Origin of the sequence: Microcoleus sp. PH2017_05_CCC_O_A, assembly GCF_020738785.1 — a bacterium.
Lineage (GTDB): Bacteria > Cyanobacteriota > Cyanobacteriia > Cyanobacteriales > Microcoleaceae > Microcoleus.
Window position 1 is genome coordinate 35537 of sequence record NZ_JAEQCB010000005.1, and the last position, 18904, is coordinate 54440.

Consider the following 18904-nt stretch of genomic DNA (forward strand, 5'->3'; position numbering starts at 1 on the left):
CCTAAATCAACCAGAAATTAGCAGGGGTAATCGCATTCGCACTTACTCCAACCATCACACCTAACTGCTCCCCTGTCAAGAGGTTTTCGATCGGAGTTCCCTGAGTATTTTGAGTTATTCCCAACTGGCTAACACTCAAACCATCGGTTAGTGCGATCGAATCTCGATTGACGGTAAAATCAGCGATCGTATCAAATCCTCCATCGGCTTCTAAGACAAATAGATTGTTACCGCTACCGCAAATTAAACTATCATTTTGCAACTTCTATCTCGTAGCTGATGGCACCCTAGGCTTTTAATTACTAGGAAATTAGCAAAGTGCGATCGCACTGTCTGTGATTGAGTTCGCTTATTTACAATTATTTATATTTTTCTGATTATTGATCGCGGTGAATTTAGGGAATGGTGGGGCGGTGGCGCGATCGTAAATATTAAACAAAATGGGACTAAGTAAGTAGGCGCCAATAAATCGGTGCGGTGTAACAGAATGTGTATGGGTGTCAGGGAGCAATTGCTTGACTTCACTTCACTTCGTCTCGATCGCTATTTGAATACTTGTATATTTTCATACTCATTTACTTAATTGACAGCTAAAAAAGAGTGAAGCAAGATCCTCTTTTGTCCCTCTTTTTAAGGGGGATGCAAGGCGGATCTAAATTTGAAGGAGAAGTTTAAAAATACACCTTATAGCCCCGGACACCAGAGATTTAATTGTCACATCCAGCGTAATTTTTGCAATCAAAAATGCTATGGGGAGGCTTGTCGGGAATGCCACCCAATATTTTTACATTTTTTTAAGATAGCGGTTTGCCAGAATTTGCTCGCGCAATTATAGAGGTTTGCGATCGCCTGAAATCCTTTAAAAACAAGGCATTGACTTGTCTCCACTGAATATCTTTACGGCACTACACTGAAACCGCTCTGATAACATTTCTTAAAACAAAGCAACACATAAGTTCAGATCGTATCAAGAGCAGATATCGCGAAATAACCAGCCGTAAATACATTCAAGACAGTCGAATTCAAGCATGGACTCGATCGAGAGCAACAATAATTAAAAAATCTGTTTTACTTGACAACGTAAAACAATCAGGTTAGAACAATGCAAGTGACAGATATAGGACTTACGCAAGAAAACGCATATCTGTCATTCTTTGCTGTGCATCGCAATCTCAACTCTATGTTTTTTGTGGTTCATGCGTAAGTCTTGAGACCTAAAAGTTTGTTTGCTAAAGTATTGGCAAACTCTAAAACTTTTATATCTCTTTTTTTTGCAAACAAAGACAGCTTACAATCACAAAAAGATCACAGGTGCAAGCTACAATAACAAATTTTGTACAAAACTACCGCAAACTATGAACACAACAAGCGTGATTCAGAAATCGGAAAGCTTCGGGTACAAGCTTGCCAATTATTTCGTCAAAAACTATCAATGTCTGATTCAAAACCCTCGACTATTTTTGATGCGTAAATTTGCTCGTTTCGAGATTGTACGCGACTGGGCAACGATGTTATTGAAGCGTCCAGCTAAATCTCATGTTATCAGTCAAGAAAATGCTTCAGTTCTGGGAAAGTTGGATGTAGATGCGATCGCTGCTACGATCGAAACCGATAGTTGTTATCAAAATCTTCAGCTACCCGAAGATACAGTTCAAGAACTTTTGAAATTTGCCAGTTCTACAGTTGGCTACATTAACAGAGATGCCAACCGTCCCTACCACTACAAAGGAACAGAAAAAGTAGGTGCGGACTTACCCAAAAATGCCCGCGTTTGCAGCTATATGAGTAACGGAAACCAGTCTTCAACCCTGAAAGAACTGGAAAAAGACCCCGGCATACTGGCTATTGCAGCTAAATTTCTGGGTGCCGAACCAGTACACATGGGCAGCGAAATATCGTGGAGTTTCCCAGTTCCAGCAGAAAACCACATCCAGCAACGCAAGGCAGCCCAAGTATTTCACTACGATTTAGACGACTATCGGTTCATTAAGTTTTTTTTCTACCTTACCGATGTCGATATGTTCAGCGGGCCGCACACTTATGTTTCTGGAACTCACAAAGGCAAAAAGTTGATGCACCAGCTTATAAGTACGCGCTGTGCAGACATCGATGACGAAAAGATTGTTGAATATTACGGCGCTGAAAATGTGGTGAATGTCTGTGGCAAAGCTGGTTTTGGGTTTGTAGAAAATCCCCTTTGCTTTCACAGAGGAACGCAGCCAACTGAGAAACCGCGCTTGATGCTGCAAATAGAGTATACCATTAACGACTACGGCAACATTCACGAGGCTTTGGGTTGCTAGCAAGTCAACCTCGTCAATCAGGAAGTCTTGTCTGTCTGTCGAGACTTTTTAGATTATTCTCTGGGGCAGTGGGACGCTCCTAAAACATGATTCAGATGCCAACAGAAACTATATTATCTACCAAAACGGCCGCGAATGCGATCGACAAACATCTCAACTTCCGGCAACTTCATCTGATGCACAAAAATGGCAAAAACTCCCAACCCTGCCAAACTCGCCACACTCAACTGCACTAATTGAATTACCAAACCTTCAGTACCCAAAACTCTTTGACAGCCTTGCAGAGTAGCCAAGGACACGAAAGCAGTTAGAGAACTACCACAAGCTAACCCCAAAAAAGGCAAACTCCACTCCCCCCAAGGCAAGCCACCCAGCTTTTTATCTAATAAGTACAAAAACATAATCATCGAAACTAGATTCACTCCCACCGTCGCCAAAACTAATCCGGGCGCGCCGAAAGCTCCTACTAACAAATAATCCAGCAGCCCATTTAAAAAGATATTGATAATACTGACACGAAAAGGGGTTTCCCCGTCTCCCAAGGCATAAAATACCCGTACCAAAACGTCGCGGCCCAAATACACAAACATTCCAATACCGTAAGCCATCAATATCGGTATGACAAACTGCGAGGCTGACAGATTAAAAGCACCGCGTTCGTAAACAATGCGGACGATGGGTGTAGCCAGTGTCACCATTAAAGCGCTTAAGGGCATCATTGTCAGCGCAGTCAAAATTAAAGCTTGACGAATTTTATCTTTTAATTCCTGCCAGTCTTTGGGTTCGGCAAGGCGAGAAAATATTGGCAAAAATGGTACTAAAATTACATTAGAAATAATGCCTAAAGGAGTCATAACCAACAAGCCGCTGTAGCCCATGGCAGATGCAGCTTGAGGGATGTAGGATGCGAAAAACAAGTCAGTATAAACGTTAATTTGCAGCATTCCCGAGGATAAGGTAGCAGGAACCATCACCTTAACTACTTCTTGCACTCCGGGGCGTTTAAAATTAAACCGCAAACGCAATTTTCCCAATCCCGCGCGCCACTGCGCCGCCAGTTGCACTAACCACTGCAAAACTGCTCCTGCTAAAGTTCCCCAAGCTAATACTAAGCCACCGATTAGTGCGTATTGTGGCTGAGTAATTTTTTCTCCGAGTTGTAGCGCGAGAATTCCTAAACCGCCGACAAGTGCAACGCTGGAAAATAAAGGGCTGATCGAAGGAAGCCAGTACATATCGGCGGCGTTGAGTGTGCCGAAACCAATGCCGATTAAGCCTGAAAGCAATGCCATCGGCGCCATAATCCGAAATTGTTGGACGGCTATTGCTTTGATTTCTAAACCTTCTGCTGTTCTATTTAACCCGGGTGCTACTAAATCGATCGCCTGATCTGCAAAAATAATTAAAGCGATTGTTACCAACAGCAATATGCCGCCAACTAATGTGGTGATTGTCTCGACTAAGGGTGCAGCTTCTTTTTTGTCGCGGCGGGCTAAAACGCTGACGATCGCGCTGTGAAATGGCCCGTTAATGCCTCCCAGTAAAATAAATAGGAAACCGGGGATGACGTAGGCGTAGTTGTAGGCATCGACGGCGACACCGACTCCAAAGGCTGCTGCGATCGCAATTTGGCGCACCAATCCGAAGACTTTGCTAATCAGAGTGGCGACTGCGACAATACCGGCAATCCCTGCTAGGGAACGAGAGGGCTTCTGGGTTTCAGACACAAATGGTTACAAACGCTAGTGCTAAAAGGCTTTGCTAAGTTTAATAGCAAATCTGGACGATCGTAACATGAATTGTAATTGGTCAACTACCCTCCCTCCCCTGAAACTGCCTCAAGCGAGACAGTTTCAGATTGTGAATTTTAAGCAAAAAGCTTCTTCTTCAATAAAATCAAGGACAGAATGAGGGTTTTAGCGATCGAAACTGAAAAATGAAATAATTGTGTTCAAACTTTGCAATACTTGCCTACAAAGGGTTTCAGAGATTTTATTTTTGTCCGTAGGGGGGGTGAGCAATTACGAAAAAACTTAGTTAATCAACATAATAAATGCACCCTAAAAAAAACGACAGTTAAGGGTACATAAACGCCAGAACTATCAATTGGCTTTGCCTACTTGTAGGTCTTAAGATCTACAAAGCCTCATAGAACTCATTTGAGATCTATTGCTATAACTGCAAGCCTTGCGATCTATGAATTTTGGCTGTTTTGCTAGAGTTGGTTACGCAGCTATCGTCAACAGTTTATTGAGTTATACCAAACGGCTTACTTGCAAGCCTTATCGGTCAAGAAAAGATGTCAAATGAGTTCTATATGGTGAAGGTATTAGTCGCAGCGCTCCCTGAACTCTCTCAAAGTAGCAGTCCTACAATCTAGATGGAAACTGCGTTTGAGGTGCGCTTACCCTGACCTAGTATCATGTATTATATGTGGATATACTGCATTGGGTAGATCCACTAAAAAATCAAAGCTTGTGCGATCGAGTGACGGTGAAAAAATAGTTAAAGCTGAGATGTTACGCCATTGTCAGCAATAGGCATCTTGCCTGTTCATAAATAAGTAAAAAACAGTTTGTTGGTAATTAATTGATAAATTAGATATTTGGATTTTTTTAACCGCAGAGGCCACAGAGAGCGCAGAGGAAGAGAAGAGAGATGAGTAATTGTGATAGCGACTCACATCTAGAGGATATTCAAGCTGCGATCGCGCCGAATGAAGCTGGACACGATCGGGAGCTGAACAGTGATAGGATCAAATCGCTACATCCGCTCTTCCTCTGCGCCCTCTGCGCCCTCTGCGGTTAAAAAAATCCAAAACAACCATAAATCTTATAAAATGTTCCCATTAAATAAAGAATCAGCACTCCCAGATGAAGATTTGATGTAGATTTGGCCGATCGCACCCATCACAGGTGACAACTAATATAGTGATTTTGCTATGGTTGTTAAGGCTGGTCGATCGGGAAGAGCAGATTTCACAGTAAAATGTACAGTTCGCTAACCCTTCCGCGCAGGTGAGGTTCGATTTTAACAACTAATTAGCTCACCTCAAAAACCAACATCGTTTACTAAAGGCTTCAACAAGCAATCCCGAAGGAGTAAAAAATCATGGTTCAAACTCAAGAACTTTCTCAAACATTAACTCTGCTCGCATCTGCTGCACCCAACGGAATTTCCGCTACAGAATCACGCCCGTGGGGTTCTTTTACAACACTTGAAGAAGGCCCGGGATACAAAATTAAGCGGATCGAAGTCAAGCCGGGACACCGCCTCAGCCTGCAAATGCACCACCACCGCAGCGAACACTGGATCGTAGTTTCCGGTACTGCAAAAGTTACTTGTGGCGAAACCGAAGAAGTTCTATTTACAAATCAGTCTACCTATGTTCCACAGTGTATTTCTCACCGTCTGGAAAATCCGGGAGTGATTCCCCTGGTTTTAATTGAAGTGCAGAATGGTGAATATCTCGGAGAAGATGATATTGTGCGCTTTCAAGACGATTATGCGCGGACAGAATCTAAGGCTAAATAACCTATAAACTGGTTATTTGTTATTTGTTATTTGTTATTTGTTATTCGCACCAATCAGTAACCAGTAACCAATAACCAGTAACCAATAACCAGTAACCAGTAACCAAATAAAATTAATGATTCATCTAAGCAAAACAGCAGCGACAGAAGTAAAGCGCCTCAAGTCAAAGTATCCGAACCCGAATGCTTTGTTTCGTCTGGGCGTGGAATCGAGCGGCTGTTCCGGTTTGTCTTATACAATGGCATTTGACGATGCACCCGTCCCAGAAGACACTCTCTGCGAGTCCGAGGGAGTTCAAGTTGCGATCGACCCCCAGCACTTAAAATATCTCAACGAGCTCACCTTAGATTATTCAGAAGACTTGATGGGCGGAGGTTTCCGATTCCACAATCCCAATGCAGCCCAAAGCTGTAGCTGCGGCAACTCCTTTTCTGCTAAAGAATAATCAACTGTTCTGGGTAATGGAGATATTTTGACGGTATCAGAACTTTTTCCTGGTTGGGAATTGCCAATTTGTGAACTGTGACCGCCAATTTTTACAGAAGCTGAAACTGAAGGATAATCTCGCATTTTAATATAAGTAGTTTGAACGAACCGCGAAGACGCAAAGGACGCGAAGGAAGAGAGGAGAAGAGAAAAGAAAGATTTAACAATGGCAAATAAATCAGAAAAACCCCAAGATTGGTATAGCGAATATATCGCCACCTACAGTTACGAACAGCGAAAAAATTGGTACAGCCAAATCGCAGGTTTCTACCACAAAACTAGACCGCGCTATCCTCAACAACTAATTAATCGCGTTGTTGAATTAGCCGAACTCCCCTCAAATGCCAACATTCTTGAAATCGGATGTGGCCCCGGAATAGCCACTGTTCCGTTTGCGGAATTAGGTTTTGCAATGCTTTGTCTCGAACCCAGTCAGCCAGCTTGTCAGCTAGCACAACAAAACTGTGCAACTTATCCATCTGTAGAAATTAAAAATCAAACTTTGGAAGAGTGGGAATTAGAAGCTGATAAATTCAATGCTGTACTGGCGGCGACTTCTTTTCATTGGGTGTCACCGGAGATTCGCTATCAAAAAACGGCCGCCGTATTAAAAGATAAAGGTTCATTGATTTTGCTCTGGAATGCCGGAGTTTTGCCAGAAGATGAAGTTTACCGAGTTTTGGATGAAGTTTATCAAAATCAAGCTCCGTCTCTAGCAGTATATCATGCCAAAGAAAGAGCCAATCAAGCAGAAAGTATCAAAGAACTCGGACAAAATATCATCGACTCAGGCCTGTACGAGGATTTAATTTACGAACAGTTAGTATGTGAAATTACCTACAGCATTGAGGATTATCTGAATCTTTTGCAGACTTACTCAGAGTACATCGCGCTAGACGATGGCACGAAAAATTCTTTGTTGGCAAGTTTGCGGGAAGCGTTAGCAAAAAACTGCGAAAATATCATCAAAGCTTCCTATATTTCAGCATTTCATATTGCCAAAAAACTTTAGCACTTTTTCTCTTCTCTTTCTTCGTGTCCTTCGCGTCTTCGCGGTTCGTTAAAAAAACCTTATTTACCAATCTGAGGTGGAATTGGTAACAAAAAGGTTCGTAGTGAGGACTTTAGTCCTCGGAAAGAAGGACTAAAGTCCTCACTACAAACCTATTGTAGTATGGCTGCTGAGAATTGTCCACTGCATTAACTGCTGCCATTCGGGAGATTGAGTTAATAAATCTGCATCCAATTCATTGCCAGTATCCTGCGAAAATTCCGTAAAACACTCCGCCCAATTAATTACTGTTTCCACTGGCAAATAAGGCGTATAATTCCAAGAACGCTGCAAAAATTCTGCCATCTCAACAGGATGACCGGTGCGGTGCAAATACCAAGCAATCCAAACCAACGTACTGTACTTGATTTGCTTTTCCAACAAACGTATTTTATCCGGCACTTCGGGCCGCGCAAAAAAATTGTCCATTACCGCCGCCAAGGATTTAGCCTGCGGTAAACCTTTGTACATGGCACTTTGTTCGTGCTGGCGGTAGCAAACTGTTATTTGTCGCAGCCACTCTGTTTCGCATCCCATTAAGGCTAAACGCAGCGCTAAATCTGTATCTTCGGCTGGTGGAAATCGAGGATCGAAACCGCCCGCTCGCTCTAACCAATGGCGGCGAAACATCATCGCGCTGGGCAATACTGGTTTCCACCGCAGCCACATTTCTAAGTCTAATTTAGGGACGTTTTCCCAGGGTTTGACATCTTTGATAGGTTCGCCTATGCTGTTGACTTGACGCCAGCCGCTGTGGACTATTCCTAGATTTGGTTGCGCTCTAAATACAGCAATTTGTGCTGCTAATTTCTCGGGTAAAAAGTAGTCATCTGCATCGAGAAAGGCGATGAATTCTCCTTGCGCTAGTTCGATGCCGCGATTTCGGGCAATGGAAACTCCTTGATTTTGTTGGTAAATGTAGCGAATGCGATCGCTATATTGCTCTAAAACTAATTTGGTGTCGTCTCGGGAACCGTCGTCTACTACAATAATTTCCCAGTCAGTATAGGTTTGGTGCAGCACGCTATCTACGGCTTGGCCGACGTAAGCAGCACAGTTGTAAGCCGGAATCACCACGCTTACCTGCGGAGTTCGATCGCTCATCATGAATATCAAGTCCGAAGCATTAGAATCTATACAGGCTGGGCGGATTTACTAAAATCCCTGGCTGTGAAATCCAGAAAAATTATACACTCGCGCCTCAAAGATTTATTTATCAAATCTAGTTGCGTCTTTATTATAATACGTCTAAGGTGCGCCAGAGACTGACGCACCGGATAAGCGATGCTTTTTGAGCATAAATTTGGTTCAAGAATTTGCCAAAGTAAGTTGGCGCGAATTCAGTAAATCGTGGGGGCGAATTCCTAAAGGGTTGCGATCGCCTTTTACCTTTAAATACTTCTGAGCTATTTGCAAAACCTGTTCCGGATTGGGCGGCTTGCTCAAAAAATCGGAAGCACCTGTAAGTTTGGCTCGCGTGCGATCGATTATACTGTCTTTACCAGTCAAAAACACGATCGGAGTTTCCCGAAAACTCGGTGTTTGTCGCAAAAAATTACACAAAGCAAAGCCGTTTGTCTTCGGCATTACCACGTCCATAAAAATTAAAGCAGGCTTTTGTTTGGCAATGATGCCCACTCCATCCATCGGATCTTGAATTTTTAGAACTCGATACCCCGCCGGCAATAAAATTTGCTGTAAAAATTCGCATACTGTCGGACTGTCATCGATACAGGCAATCAAAGGGCGAACCTGCCCAGCCATCGACGCAGCAAGGCGCCACTGTTCTATAGGCGACGGTAAGTCTGGTACTGTGCGGAAATTTACTAAACCCTGCTTCATGTAATTAACTAAAGCGCGAGTTGCGACTGTCACGCACTGCTTTTTCTTCAATGCAATATCCCAAAGAGTATTCTCGCCGTTAAATACGTTAGCCAAAGCTATCAAAGAGTTAGAACTAAATCGATTTTCCTGCAACTGGGCAGACGCTTTTAAAAGGGGTGCTTGTTCTGGTTCTACCAGCCACAAACCCATGCCTTTCCACTTCTGCCAAATTAGTTCTGTAGAGTACATAATTTGTTCTACTTCCGTTACAGACAGCAGCAAAGAAGAGATTACTTTAGAAAAATATTTTTCCGACGGACGCCACTCCCGACGCAAACCCGATTGACCGATCAGAGCAAAGAATACTTCGGAAACGCTGCTGTGGACGATCGCCTTAGCTTGTTGCAAACTCATTTCGCTGGCCGCTAGCCCTTGCTGAATCAGTTGATATTCCCACAGTTCCCGAGCTTCGAGATCTCTAAGATCCACTTGAAAGTTGCGACAGTGTTGTCCAATAGCCCTGTACCAGCGCCTCGCTCTGTGCGCTCCTCCTGTGGCATAAACCAAACTACCCTGAAAAAAGTATAGTTGCCACTGTTGCTCACCTTGCTCTAATAGCAGTTTTCCCGTTGCTTGTTTCTGGCTGAGGACTGCCAAAGTATGAGACAGCATTTTGTACCCGATTGCGGTAGCAGACATATCAACTCGCATCCCCTGTACTCCTGTTTTCCCTATTATATCGCTGCTGAGTTTGGGAAAAAAACAGTAATATTACTGAATTGTGTTCAAAAAAACACACTACCTGATGCGAGTTTAACCCGATCGGGTATTCATACAATTTCTCCAAAATAATGCAACTATAAGTGCGATCGAAATCCTTAATTGATCCGGTATTCCGAAATCTTAAATCTCAAATCTCAAAAAGGTATGATTCCCCTCGGGAGTTTTAGCTATAAGGATGCGTTGACAGTTGACTAATAACTAATGACGTTGGACGTTCGCTCGGGGGAGACGCTGGCAAAACATGACGTTGGACGTTGGACGTTCGCTCGGCGGGGACAGCAAAACATGACTAATGACTAATGACTAATGACTAATGACTATCTTTGGGAGGTACGGGATCGTAACCCCCTGGATGAAAAGGATGACAGCGCAAAATGCGCTTAACTGCGATCGCTCCGCCGCGGGCCGCCCCAAATCTTTCTATGGCTTCGATCGCGTATTGGGAACAAGTGGGCTGAAATCTACAGGCGTTAGGCAAATAAGGAGAAATCCCCATTTTGTAGCCTCGAATTAATCCGATCAGCAATACTTTCACAATCTTGACCTCAGCGTTTGATTAAATTAATTGCAAAATGTTGTCCCATACCGCTGAAAGCTAGGTTAATCCACAGCATCCCCAAAGGTTCCAACAATCTAGCTTGTTTGAGTGTCCCTGCATCTACAACTTCAAATCCGATATCTTCCGCAAGATTGGTGACAATTTTCTTCGCATCTGCATTGTCTCCGCAAATAAAAGCAGTTGCTGTTTGCGAACCGAACTGCAAGTTTTCACGCACAGCTTGCGCCAATGTTGTTAAACGCTTTCACAACTTGCGCTCCGATCGCCCATTTGGCAATTTCTTCGCCTGCGGAGGTAGTGTATCCGATTGTCAGTCCAGCAGCAAGTCCAGCGGGTGTCATCTCGATCGGGTTAGTTGCGTCAATGATAATTTTGCCAGTCAAATCTCCGGCTTGTGCGATCGCCTCTTGCGTGCCATTCCAACGCGTAGCTAAGATCGAAACTTGACCGTGACTTGCAGCTTCCCCAACGCTAGCGGCTCGCGCATTTCCTCCTGTAGCTTCCACAGCAGACTGCACTTTTGCACTCTGCGGATCTCTGACGCCAAATACAATGGAGTGACCTTTTGCTGTTAAAATGCGTCCGAGAGTTCCGCCAACATTTCCCGCGCCAATTATACCTATTTTCATTTTTACCTCTTGGATAGCTAAAAGACAATTTGAGGAGACAATATGGTACTTGTTTCGGAGTTTGCTACTTGACCGATACCTAAAAAAATACCATCAGGGTCGTAAACTTGCAAGGGATAGGGAGGTTTGGTTATTAAGTTTTCAGGGGGATTGTTGCTACTTTCCTCGGCTTCTATCGCGGTTTCGGGAATGGGGAGGCGCTGTCCTTGAAACCAGCGTTTGGTATATTCAGGAGAAAGGACGATCGCACCTAAGTGTCTCAAAACCGCCGATGGCAAAATCGGGCTGAATGTATTCTCCTGCAATTGCACTTCTAATTCTTCAAACGTGAGACTTTGGTCGATCGAGAAACCGCTGCTTTCGGTGCGAGTCAAACCAGCCAAAGTACCGCCGGCATTCAAGAGTGCGCCCAAATCCCGGGCGATCGCCCGAATGTAAGTACCCGCCCCGCAGGCGATCGACAAATCCAATTCTGGAAAATCGCCGGGCCGCCAATCCAAGATATCCAGCCGAAACACCTCAACATTCCTAGCCGCAACTTCCACAGTTTCGCCTTTTCTAGCTAACTCATAAAGCCGTTTTCCTCCCACCTGAACCGCACTAAAACTCGGCGGAAATTGTTCTATTTTGCCGATAAAATTCGGCAGTGCAGCTTGCACTTGTTCTAAACTCAACTCCGGGACAGGTTTAGAATTCAGGATTTCTCCTTCTAAATCGTCCGTAGCGGTAGTTAAGCCAAACCGAATCGTACCTCGGTAAGCTTTGTGGTGTTGGAGGAATTGCAGCAGTCTGGTTGCTCTTCCCAGGGCGATCGGCAAAACGCCAGTCACAGCCGGATCGAGGGTTCCTCCGTGTCCCACTCGTTTGAGTTTCAATATTCGGCGCACTCGCCCCACGCAGTCGTGAGATGTCATGCCCGCAGGTTTGTTGAGATTGAGAAAACCGTCAATAGTCATTAGTAAGAAGGAAGAAGGAAGTTCGGCAAGGGATTGTATAACGGATGTAACTCACATCTTGTACCATTCTCAAGAACAGGCAAGATGCCTGTTCCACAAAAGATGAATTTTCTGGTGGAACAGGCATCTTGCCTGTTCATCAAGGGCTTATCGACATTGGTGCAAGATCTCAGATGTAACGGATTTAGTGAAAATCGATTCGAGGGAAAATGGAACAAGGAACAAGAAAGAAGGAAAAAGAAAAGTTTTGAGATTACTTTGTTGGTCGCAACGCTTCCCGGTTTTGAGTTAAAAAGTTAAATATTGAAACTTAAAACTCAAAAGAACCTGCAAGCCCAATTACCAATTACCAATTACCAATTACCAATCCCCATTACCCATTCCCAATTAAAAAATAAAGTCCGTCCGAGAGATAGTAACTCCCAATACAGTAGCCAGAGTTTCCTTGGTACTTGTAAACTGAACAATTGTACTCGGCACGGTTCCGGCCCCAGCAGAAATGGTGAGTTCGGCAAAAGTGAGGTCGGCTCTCAAGCGAATTTTATCCGTACCAACAGTAAAATCGGTAATCACATCGCCATCTGCCGATCGCCCGATCACAAAAGTATCATTCCCTGCGCCACCAGTTAAAGTATCTCTGCCGCGATCGCCCGACAAACAATCATCGCCCAGGCCACCAAACAGCGAGTCATCGCCGGCACCGCCAAAAAACGTATCATTGCCCGCGCCGCCCAACAAAGTATCGTTGTCTTGGTTGCCAAACAGCAAATCATTGCCATCATCCCCGCTTACCGAGTCAGCACCTTTCCCCCCGTAGAAAGTATCGTCGCCCGCGCCGCCCAAAACGCTGTCGCGGGCTGCACCGCCGAACAGCAAATCATTACCAGCGTCGCCCTGTATTGAGTCGTCCCCGTCACCGCCGTAGAGGCTATCGTCTCCCCCCAAACCTAAAATGGTGTCAGCGCCTCCCAAACCGAAGATCAAGTCAGCGCCGGCAGTACCGCTGAGGGAGTCAGGGCCGCTGGTGCCATTGCGAGCGGTAGCAGAGCCTCCGGGTCTGGTACCCGGGCTGGTTGGGGTTGGGGTTGTGATTACGATCTTAACTGGTACTGCTGATGGCATGGTTTTGAAGACTGGTAGAAATTTGCCATTCTAACTTAGCCTAAAAGCGTAAGTTACAGAAACTACTATGAACACCAGGTGTCTTGAGGCGGGGAAGTGTTCAACAGTTGACAGTTGACAGTTGACAGTTGACAGTTTGAGAGCGACTTCTACCCTTAAGTCCGAGGATTGGAGTAATGAATAGTCTGATTTTAATTTCTCCCTCACTCGTGAGAGGCTTTCAACCAATTATTTCTGGTAAAAAATCTGTTAGCAGCGTTGCTTGTTTGAGGATAAATTCAAGTAGCGTTGGCTGGCAAACAATTCTGCATTTAAATTGCATATTTGGAGCGGCGTCTGACCAACGGCTCACTCCTGGTTTGATTATTTCTTGATGTCCAATTTCAGTGCTGAGCGAGCCGATCGCCTTTGACGAAATAAATCTGCCCATCAATAGTTACGATCGTATAGTTTGGCAGTTGGTTCAATACATAAAATTTAGGTATAACCTTCATTCAGTTGACAGTTGACAGTTGACCTGGGACAGCGACCTCTACCTGGAAGTCCGAGGATTGGAGTAATGAATAGTCTGATTTTAATTTCTCCCGATCGGGGACAGGCTTTAAACCAATTCTTTCTGGTTTAATTTTTATTAAAGATTACAGTTATAGTAAAATTAAATATATGTTAAAAGTAGCCTATAGCTTTTAAGAGATAAATGAGAAGCGCGAAAGAATTATTCCTCACCAGCTTGACCGCTATTACTATGAGTTGGGGATCTGTCACCGTCATTCAGGGGATACCGGGGGCGATCGCCCAGACAAAGGTTCCGATGAGACTGCAACACGGGGAAGGAACCTATACCCTTACGGTGTCAGAGACGGACACCACAAAATCTGCTTATGGGGGTCAGTTGCGCCTCTATGACGTGCATATTGCTAAGATGTTTGAGGTGACCTATGCTGATTGCCAGGAGATCCCTAGGGCTGGCTTTAGAGATTGGGAGTACAGGGCCGGAAATGGCAGAATTAGCATGGGGACATTCAGAATCACCTGTCAGTTGGCTGGAGATATTGCGAACACTTACGGTTTAGGCAAACGAGAGCGTAGTGCGATTTCATATTCTCAGGAGGAGGCTGGGCCGCCAATATTGAGAACTCGTTCTATCCGAATTTTAGACATTACTGGCAATAAAGTCGATCGCTGGCTGAATTTTGTGCAGAGTTTTCGAGCAATATAAAGAAATAGGCTTGGGTTAGCGCTATTTGTCATTGCTGTCCCCGCGAAGCAATCGCAGAGATTATGGCATTTCTCAATTAAGTAAGGTGCGTACTGAGCAATTACCTTGTCAACCCAAGCGTATTGCCATATAAAAATAACTTCTAGGAGGCTATAAAAATGACAACCCTATCGAACGAACAAACAGCGATTATCCGTACAGAAAGAGGACTGTCCATCGCAGGTACGCGCATCACTATCTACGACATCATGGACTATGTGACGGCTCAATATCCGCCTAAGTTTATCAGAGGATTATTTGACCTTACAGAAGAACAAATTAACGCAGCTTTAGCTTATATTGAGGCAAATCGCGCTGATGTTGAAGCCGAGTATCAAATTGTTCTTAAGGAAGCTGAGGAACTGCGACTATACTACGAAGAAAAAAATCGCGATCTGATTGCTCGAATTGCGGCGCAACCACCAAAACCAGGAACGGAAGTGGCTTGGGAAAAACTTCGAGCGGCTAAGGCAAAACGTGAGGCTAAAGCATGATTTTTTTGATAGATCATAATCTCAACGGACACGCCATAATTTTCTTTGGTTCTATTGCTAATCAAGGTTGGCTTGATATCATCCCAATTCGTTTTGTCACCTTTGCACAAATGGAATTACCCATCAATAGCGATGATAGAGTAGTTTGGCGGCTTGCTCAAGAAAATAAGATGATTTTGCTCACAGCTAATCGCAGTATGAAAGGTAAGGATTCTTTGGAACAAGTAATGCGCGAAGAAAATACTCCTAATTCATTACCTGTGATTACGATTGGAAATGCTGATAGATTACTGAATGATTCGGAATATCGAGAACGTTGTGTTGAGAGTCTAATAGAGATTGTGCTTGGTATTAATGGCTATATGGGTGTAAGTCGGCTTTTCATCCCATGAGGTTGGTCGAGATTGTTGAAGAAGTGCGATCGCAATTTGATTACCAATAGATATTGCGATCGCGCTTCTTCTGCTACTTATGAAGTTTGAATTTAATTTCAATTAATCAATTCTAGTAAACCTAATACCCCAAGCAGTAAATGTATTTGCATCTACAATACTTAGCTGATTTTCAGCAGAGCAACAAGCTGGTCTATCTGGCCAACCAGTCTTAAAAGTGACAGAAAAAGAACTACCCTTTGATACAGATTGGGGAATTGTTCCTTGAAAAGTTATATTTCCTGCTGGTACACAGTTATCACCTATAATCTTTTTGGCAACTAGAGAATTACCACTAACAGAAATCTGTACTTCTTCTGTTAATCCTCCTCTTTCACAAGTGTAACCATTTCCTCTCCATGTACCTACAAACATTTTACGCCAATATTCCTCTCTAATCTTTGCTGTGAAGTTCTGGCAGTTATTTCCGATTAGCTCGTATTTACCATCTCTTGGTTGAAGTACACATCGATCTGGAAGAATTCTACGGAACTCGCTCACAACTAAACGCACAATATTAGGATTATATTTCTCACGATCGATTGGCACGAAATTATTTACGTTACCCCCGTTAGGTTCTTTCCCACTGTTAAGTGAATTTTTGGAGTATTTGAACCTTCCTTCTGGACCAAAACCAATGTTATCAACTATCTCACCACTATCGCAGAAGAAGATATGTTCGTGGGAAAGTTCCGTATTTGTAATACCTTGTCCTGGTAATATATCTCCACCTGGTTTCCTTAGCTCTGGAGGAAGCCAGTAATTCAATAAACCCTGAACATTCCACGCACCAAAAAACACAGGCTGTTGAGCGAAGACTACATACTTACCACTCTGGAGGCATACTCTTTTGGAGGCAAGGGATTGTGCTTGGGCTGTACCTGAAAAGAACAGAGGAGACAAAAAGCCGAGTGTGGTCGCAATAATAGCCAATTTTTTCATAATGTTATTTCTCTTGACTATCCTCATTGTTCAGAAAAGTCATTAATTGGGCTTGAGCAAGAGCAGAATAATTTATATAGGTTATAAAACACTACTTCAACTTTATTGAATTCGATTGTGTTTTATTTTTATTCAATGATTATATTTTGTCGGTTTTAGCTTTGACAACTCAAAAGAGTCGGATTTAGTACCCAATTTTTCTAACCATCCCGAACCAATTTAGTAGGATTTGGTACAATTCAGTTGACAAAGTAGGATTTAGTAGGATATAGTACATTCAACCGCACTCAACCCAGACCCATGAATGTTGAAGATGTTGTAGAATGGGCGAATAATTCGATTTTTGACAAAACTGGAGAACATCTTACACCTATACAGGAAGCAATACTGATGGGTGTTTGGCAAAGACAAAAATATCCTCAAATCGCTAAAGACTTCCATTGTAGTGAATCTCACGTAAAAAAAGAAGCGGCTAAGTTATGGGAAAAGTTGCGTGAGGAATTAGGAGAAGACCTTAATAAATTAAATTTTCGTTCTAAGTTAGAGAAAAAGTATAGAGTTTCTCAAGCTTCCCAATTAGGTCACTGTTTATTACAAATTGATAATATTAACATCGGGGGTCAATTTATACAAACTATTGAAGATACAAAAATCAGATCGCCCAATCCCCCTAACTCTCCCCAAAATAAAAATCAATCCCCAATCATCGATTTAACAGACGCACCCGAATTAACAAGCTTTTATAACCGCACATCCGAACTCTCCACCCTCAAACAATGGATATTACAAGCCCACACCCGCCTGATTACCGTCTACGGCTTAAGTGGAATTGGCAAAAGCGCGATCGCCCTCAAACTCATCGAACAAATTCAAACCGAATTTGATTATATTATTTGGTTAAGTCTCACCAACACACCCACACTTTTAAGCCTCCAAACCGAACTCAAGCAATTTTTTGGGCGATCGCCACAACCCCCATTACCCACAATCATCGATTATTTCCGATCCTCTCGCTGTTTAGTAATCCTTGATGACGTACAAAATATTTTTAGTAGCAGTCAATTAGCAGGTCAATATTTAACAGGCTATGAAGATTACGGCAAATTTTTCAAACAAATTGCCACATCCTCTCATCAGAGTTGTTTAATCCTCCTCAGTTGGGAAAAACCCAGAGAAATTACTGCTTTAGAAGCACTAAACCGACCCGCACGAACATTACACCTCAAAGGCTTAGGAGAACAAGCCGCAGAAATTATCAGAGAAAAAGGATTAGCTGATGAGGAAAAATGGTCAGACTTGATCGCCTTTTATCAAGGACATCCTTCCTGGCTAAATATCATCGCTGCAACAATTTGGGAATTATTTGATGGTAGCGTTTCCCTGTTTTTAGCGGATGGAACAGATTTATTTTTAGGTGACTTAGAACCCCTTTTAGAATCTCACCTAGAGCGTTTATCAGACTCGGAAAAAAAGGCGTTCTACTGGTTAGCAAGTCAAGATGATGCGGTAGATATTTCCCACGCACCAGCAGATAGTGAATTATCCCGATCGCAATTGTGGCAAGCCATACAATCTTTAGCGCGGCGTGGCTTAGTGCAAAAAATGTTAGTAGGAGGGCGATCGCAATTTCAGATTAATCCTGTATTTAAAGAATATATTCAATCCAAGTAACATTCCACCCATTTATTTCTTAGTCTGCGGAGGCAGACTTTGTTTTTGTAGACGCGGTTTCAACCGCCGGGTTTGTTAAATCATCGATCGCACAAAAGCATTCACCGCATCATATTGATCCGCCATCCGCGAATAAAACTCGATCGATCGCAAATCCAACTCCGGCAAAAGTTCACTCTTACTAACCAACTCATACCCCGTAGAGCGCAAACAATAAACCGAAATTACCCCATCCTCCCAGAACCAAACCTCCTGCACACCCACCCGACGATAGATTTCCAGCGTATCAATTCCACCACTTGTCACTGTCACCTCGATCGCCAAATCTGGAACCGACTTGCGCGTACCCAAACAATAAGACTCATCTGGTTCTTTCCGTGCACCCAACTCCTTCATCCCGATAGTTGTACTACCGCGCCCATAGAAACGAATGTCTTTCGTCCGCATATACATTTCTAAAACCTGACCTAAAGTATTTTTAGGTTCTTCATGAGCATCAGAAAAAGAACCGATAATTTCTAAACACCCATCCAAATAAGTTAAACGCGCCCCAATGTCTGCCAAATCTGCATCCAACTTTTCCAGAGTCTCCCATGTCACGTTTGACAGAAAAGTCGCACCTGTACCCAATCCTGCTTTAGAAATTGCGACAACCATTTGACTTACCTTTTACGATCGCTCTTCCATAATATACGACTTCCAAAACTTGGAGTCTATCTTAATATTCTATTCTTTAGTCTGCGGAGGCAGACTTTGTTTGTGTAGACGCGGTTTCAAGAGACTGTTGGCGAATTAAAAAAGGGTGAAACCAAACATCCCACAATCGTGGAAAAAAACTATGATGAGGCAGAGGGAAAAAGA

At 43.4% G+C, this 18904-nt stretch carries 22 protein-coding genes; 10 read left to right on the forward strand and 12 right to left on the reverse strand.

What is annotated here, in order from left to right; translation table 11 throughout:
- Window position 1: 1 nt before the first annotated feature.
- A complete protein-coding gene (locus tag JGK20_RS01500) occupies window positions 2-262 on the reverse strand; it encodes a hypothetical protein (protein WP_293180731.1) in 261 nt (86 codons plus the stop codon).
- 1093 nt (window positions 263-1355) lie between these two features.
- On the opposite strand from JGK20_RS01500, the gene JGK20_RS01505 reads away from it, so the two are divergent.
- Window positions 1356-2303 carry a phytanoyl-CoA dioxygenase family protein gene (locus JGK20_RS01505; protein ID WP_293208109.1) on the forward strand — a complete coding sequence of 316 codons (948 nt, stop codon included), beginning with the start codon at window positions 1356-1358 and terminating at the stop codon, window positions 2301-2303.
- A gap of 113 nt (window positions 2304-2416) precedes the next feature.
- On the opposite strand, the gene murJ is transcribed toward JGK20_RS01505, so the two are convergent.
- Entirely contained in the window at window positions 2417-4030 is a 1614-nt protein-coding gene (gene murJ, locus JGK20_RS01510; protein WP_293218393.1) for a murein biosynthesis integral membrane protein MurJ, read from the reverse strand.
- A gap of 931 nt (window positions 4031-4961) precedes the next feature.
- On the opposite strand from murJ, the gene JGK20_RS01515 reads away from it, so the two are divergent.
- From JGK20_RS01515 to JGK20_RS01530, 4 genes are all read left to right on the forward strand, one after another.
- Entirely contained in the window at window positions 4962-5111 is a 150-nt protein-coding gene (locus tag JGK20_RS01515; protein WP_293180740.1) for a hypothetical protein, read from the forward strand.
- Between the two features lie 303 nt (window positions 5112-5414).
- Window positions 5415-5837: a phosphomannose isomerase type II C-terminal cupin domain gene (locus JGK20_RS01520; protein ID WP_293180743.1), complete on the forward strand. Its 423-nt coding sequence runs from the start codon at window positions 5415-5417 to the stop codon at window positions 5835-5837.
- Between the two features lie 115 nt (window positions 5838-5952).
- On the forward strand, window positions 5953-6282 hold the full coding sequence (locus JGK20_RS01525; RefSeq protein ID WP_293180746.1) for an iron-sulfur cluster assembly accessory protein: 330 nt from the start codon (window positions 5953-5955) through the stop codon (window positions 6280-6282).
- Window positions 6283-6489: 207 nt separating this feature from the next.
- Window positions 6490-7335, forward strand: a complete 846-nt coding sequence (locus JGK20_RS01530) for a class I SAM-dependent methyltransferase (protein WP_293190158.1) — start codon at window positions 6490-6492, stop codon at window positions 7333-7335.
- 144 nt (window positions 7336-7479) lie between these two features.
- Here JGK20_RS01530 and JGK20_RS01535 read toward each other — a convergent pair whose 3' ends face one another.
- From JGK20_RS01535 to truB, 6 genes are all read right to left on the reverse strand, one after another.
- Window positions 7480-8478, reverse strand: coding sequence for a glycosyltransferase (locus JGK20_RS01535; RefSeq protein ID WP_293229023.1), 999 nt, complete (start codon window positions 8476-8478; stop codon window positions 7480-7482).
- A 204-nt stretch (window positions 8479-8682) separates the two neighbouring features.
- A complete protein-coding gene (locus tag JGK20_RS01540) occupies window positions 8683-9897 on the reverse strand; it encodes a response regulator (RefSeq protein WP_293180752.1) in 1215 nt (404 codons plus the stop codon).
- 394 nt (window positions 9898-10291) lie between these two features.
- On the reverse strand, window positions 10292-10516 hold the full coding sequence (gene yidD / locus JGK20_RS01545; RefSeq protein WP_293180755.1) for a membrane protein insertion efficiency factor YidD: 225 nt from the start codon (window positions 10514-10516) through the stop codon (window positions 10292-10294).
- Between the two features lie 10 nt (window positions 10517-10526).
- Window positions 10527-10757, reverse strand: coding sequence for a hypothetical protein (locus tag JGK20_RS01550; RefSeq protein WP_293229012.1), 231 nt, complete (start codon window positions 10755-10757; stop codon window positions 10527-10529).
- Window positions 10750-11169 carry an NAD(P)-binding domain-containing protein gene (locus JGK20_RS01555; protein WP_293180761.1) on the reverse strand — a complete coding sequence of 140 codons (420 nt, stop codon included), beginning with the start codon at window positions 11167-11169 and terminating at the stop codon, window positions 10750-10752. The genes JGK20_RS01550 and JGK20_RS01555 overlap by 8 nt, the downstream gene beginning before the upstream one ends.
- Before the next feature lie 17 nt (window positions 11170-11186).
- Window positions 11187-12125 carry a tRNA pseudouridine(55) synthase TruB gene (truB, locus tag JGK20_RS01560; RefSeq protein ID WP_293229015.1) on the reverse strand — a complete coding sequence of 313 codons (939 nt, stop codon included), beginning with the start codon at window positions 12123-12125 and terminating at the stop codon, window positions 11187-11189.
- An 84-nt stretch (window positions 12126-12209) separates the two neighbouring features.
- On the opposite strand from truB, the gene JGK20_RS01565 reads away from it, so the two are divergent.
- Window positions 12210-12425 (forward strand): hypothetical protein, encoded by a 216-nt coding sequence (locus tag JGK20_RS01565; RefSeq protein ID WP_293180767.1) that lies wholly within the window; start codon window positions 12210-12212, stop codon window positions 12423-12425.
- Window positions 12426-12512: 87 nt separating this feature from the next.
- On the opposite strand, the gene JGK20_RS01570 is transcribed toward JGK20_RS01565, so the two are convergent.
- Window positions 12513-13247, reverse strand: coding sequence for a calcium-binding protein (locus JGK20_RS01570; RefSeq protein WP_293229018.1), 735 nt, complete (start codon window positions 13245-13247; stop codon window positions 12513-12515).
- Between the two features lie 220 nt (window positions 13248-13467).
- The gene (locus JGK20_RS01575; RefSeq protein WP_293180773.1) at window positions 13468-13677 is read right to left on the reverse strand and encodes a hypothetical protein; all 210 of its coding nucleotides are present in this window, start codon (window positions 13675-13677) and stop codon (window positions 13468-13470) included.
- A 267-nt stretch (window positions 13678-13944) separates the two neighbouring features.
- Between JGK20_RS01575 and JGK20_RS01580 the strand changes: the two genes are divergently transcribed.
- The 3 genes from JGK20_RS01580 to JGK20_RS01590 all read left to right on the forward strand — a co-directional run bounded on the left by JGK20_RS01580 (window position 13945) and on the right by JGK20_RS01590 (window position 15391).
- Window positions 13945-14466 carry a hypothetical protein gene (locus tag JGK20_RS01580; protein WP_293229020.1) on the forward strand — a complete coding sequence of 174 codons (522 nt, stop codon included), beginning with the start codon at window positions 13945-13947 and terminating at the stop codon, window positions 14464-14466.
- A 158-nt stretch (window positions 14467-14624) separates the two neighbouring features.
- A complete protein-coding gene (locus JGK20_RS01585; RefSeq protein WP_293180779.1) occupies window positions 14625-14999 on the forward strand; it encodes a DUF433 domain-containing protein in 375 nt (124 codons plus the stop codon).
- Window positions 14996-15391 (forward strand): ACP S-malonyltransferase, encoded by a 396-nt coding sequence (locus tag JGK20_RS01590; RefSeq protein ID WP_293180782.1) that lies wholly within the window; start codon window positions 14996-14998, stop codon window positions 15389-15391. Before JGK20_RS01585 ends, JGK20_RS01590 begins: the two co-directional genes overlap by 4 nt.
- Before the next feature lie 102 nt (window positions 15392-15493).
- On the opposite strand, the gene JGK20_RS01595 is transcribed toward JGK20_RS01590, so the two are convergent.
- A complete protein-coding gene (locus JGK20_RS01595) occupies window positions 15494-16372 on the reverse strand; it encodes a hypothetical protein (protein WP_293180785.1) in 879 nt (292 codons plus the stop codon).
- A gap of 300 nt (window positions 16373-16672) precedes the next feature.
- Here JGK20_RS01595 and JGK20_RS01600 point away from each other — a divergent pair, with 300 nt between their 5' ends.
- The gene (locus tag JGK20_RS01600; RefSeq protein WP_293218399.1) at window positions 16673-18043 is read left to right on the forward strand and encodes an ATP-binding protein; all 1371 of its coding nucleotides are present in this window, start codon (window positions 16673-16675) and stop codon (window positions 18041-18043) included.
- Window positions 18044-18118: 75 nt separating this feature from the next.
- Here JGK20_RS01600 and JGK20_RS01605 read toward each other — a convergent pair whose 3' ends face one another.
- Window positions 18119-18700, reverse strand: a complete 582-nt coding sequence (locus JGK20_RS01605) for a Uma2 family endonuclease (protein WP_293193930.1) — start codon at window positions 18698-18700, stop codon at window positions 18119-18121.
- Between the last annotated feature and the right edge of the window lie 204 nt (window positions 18701-18904).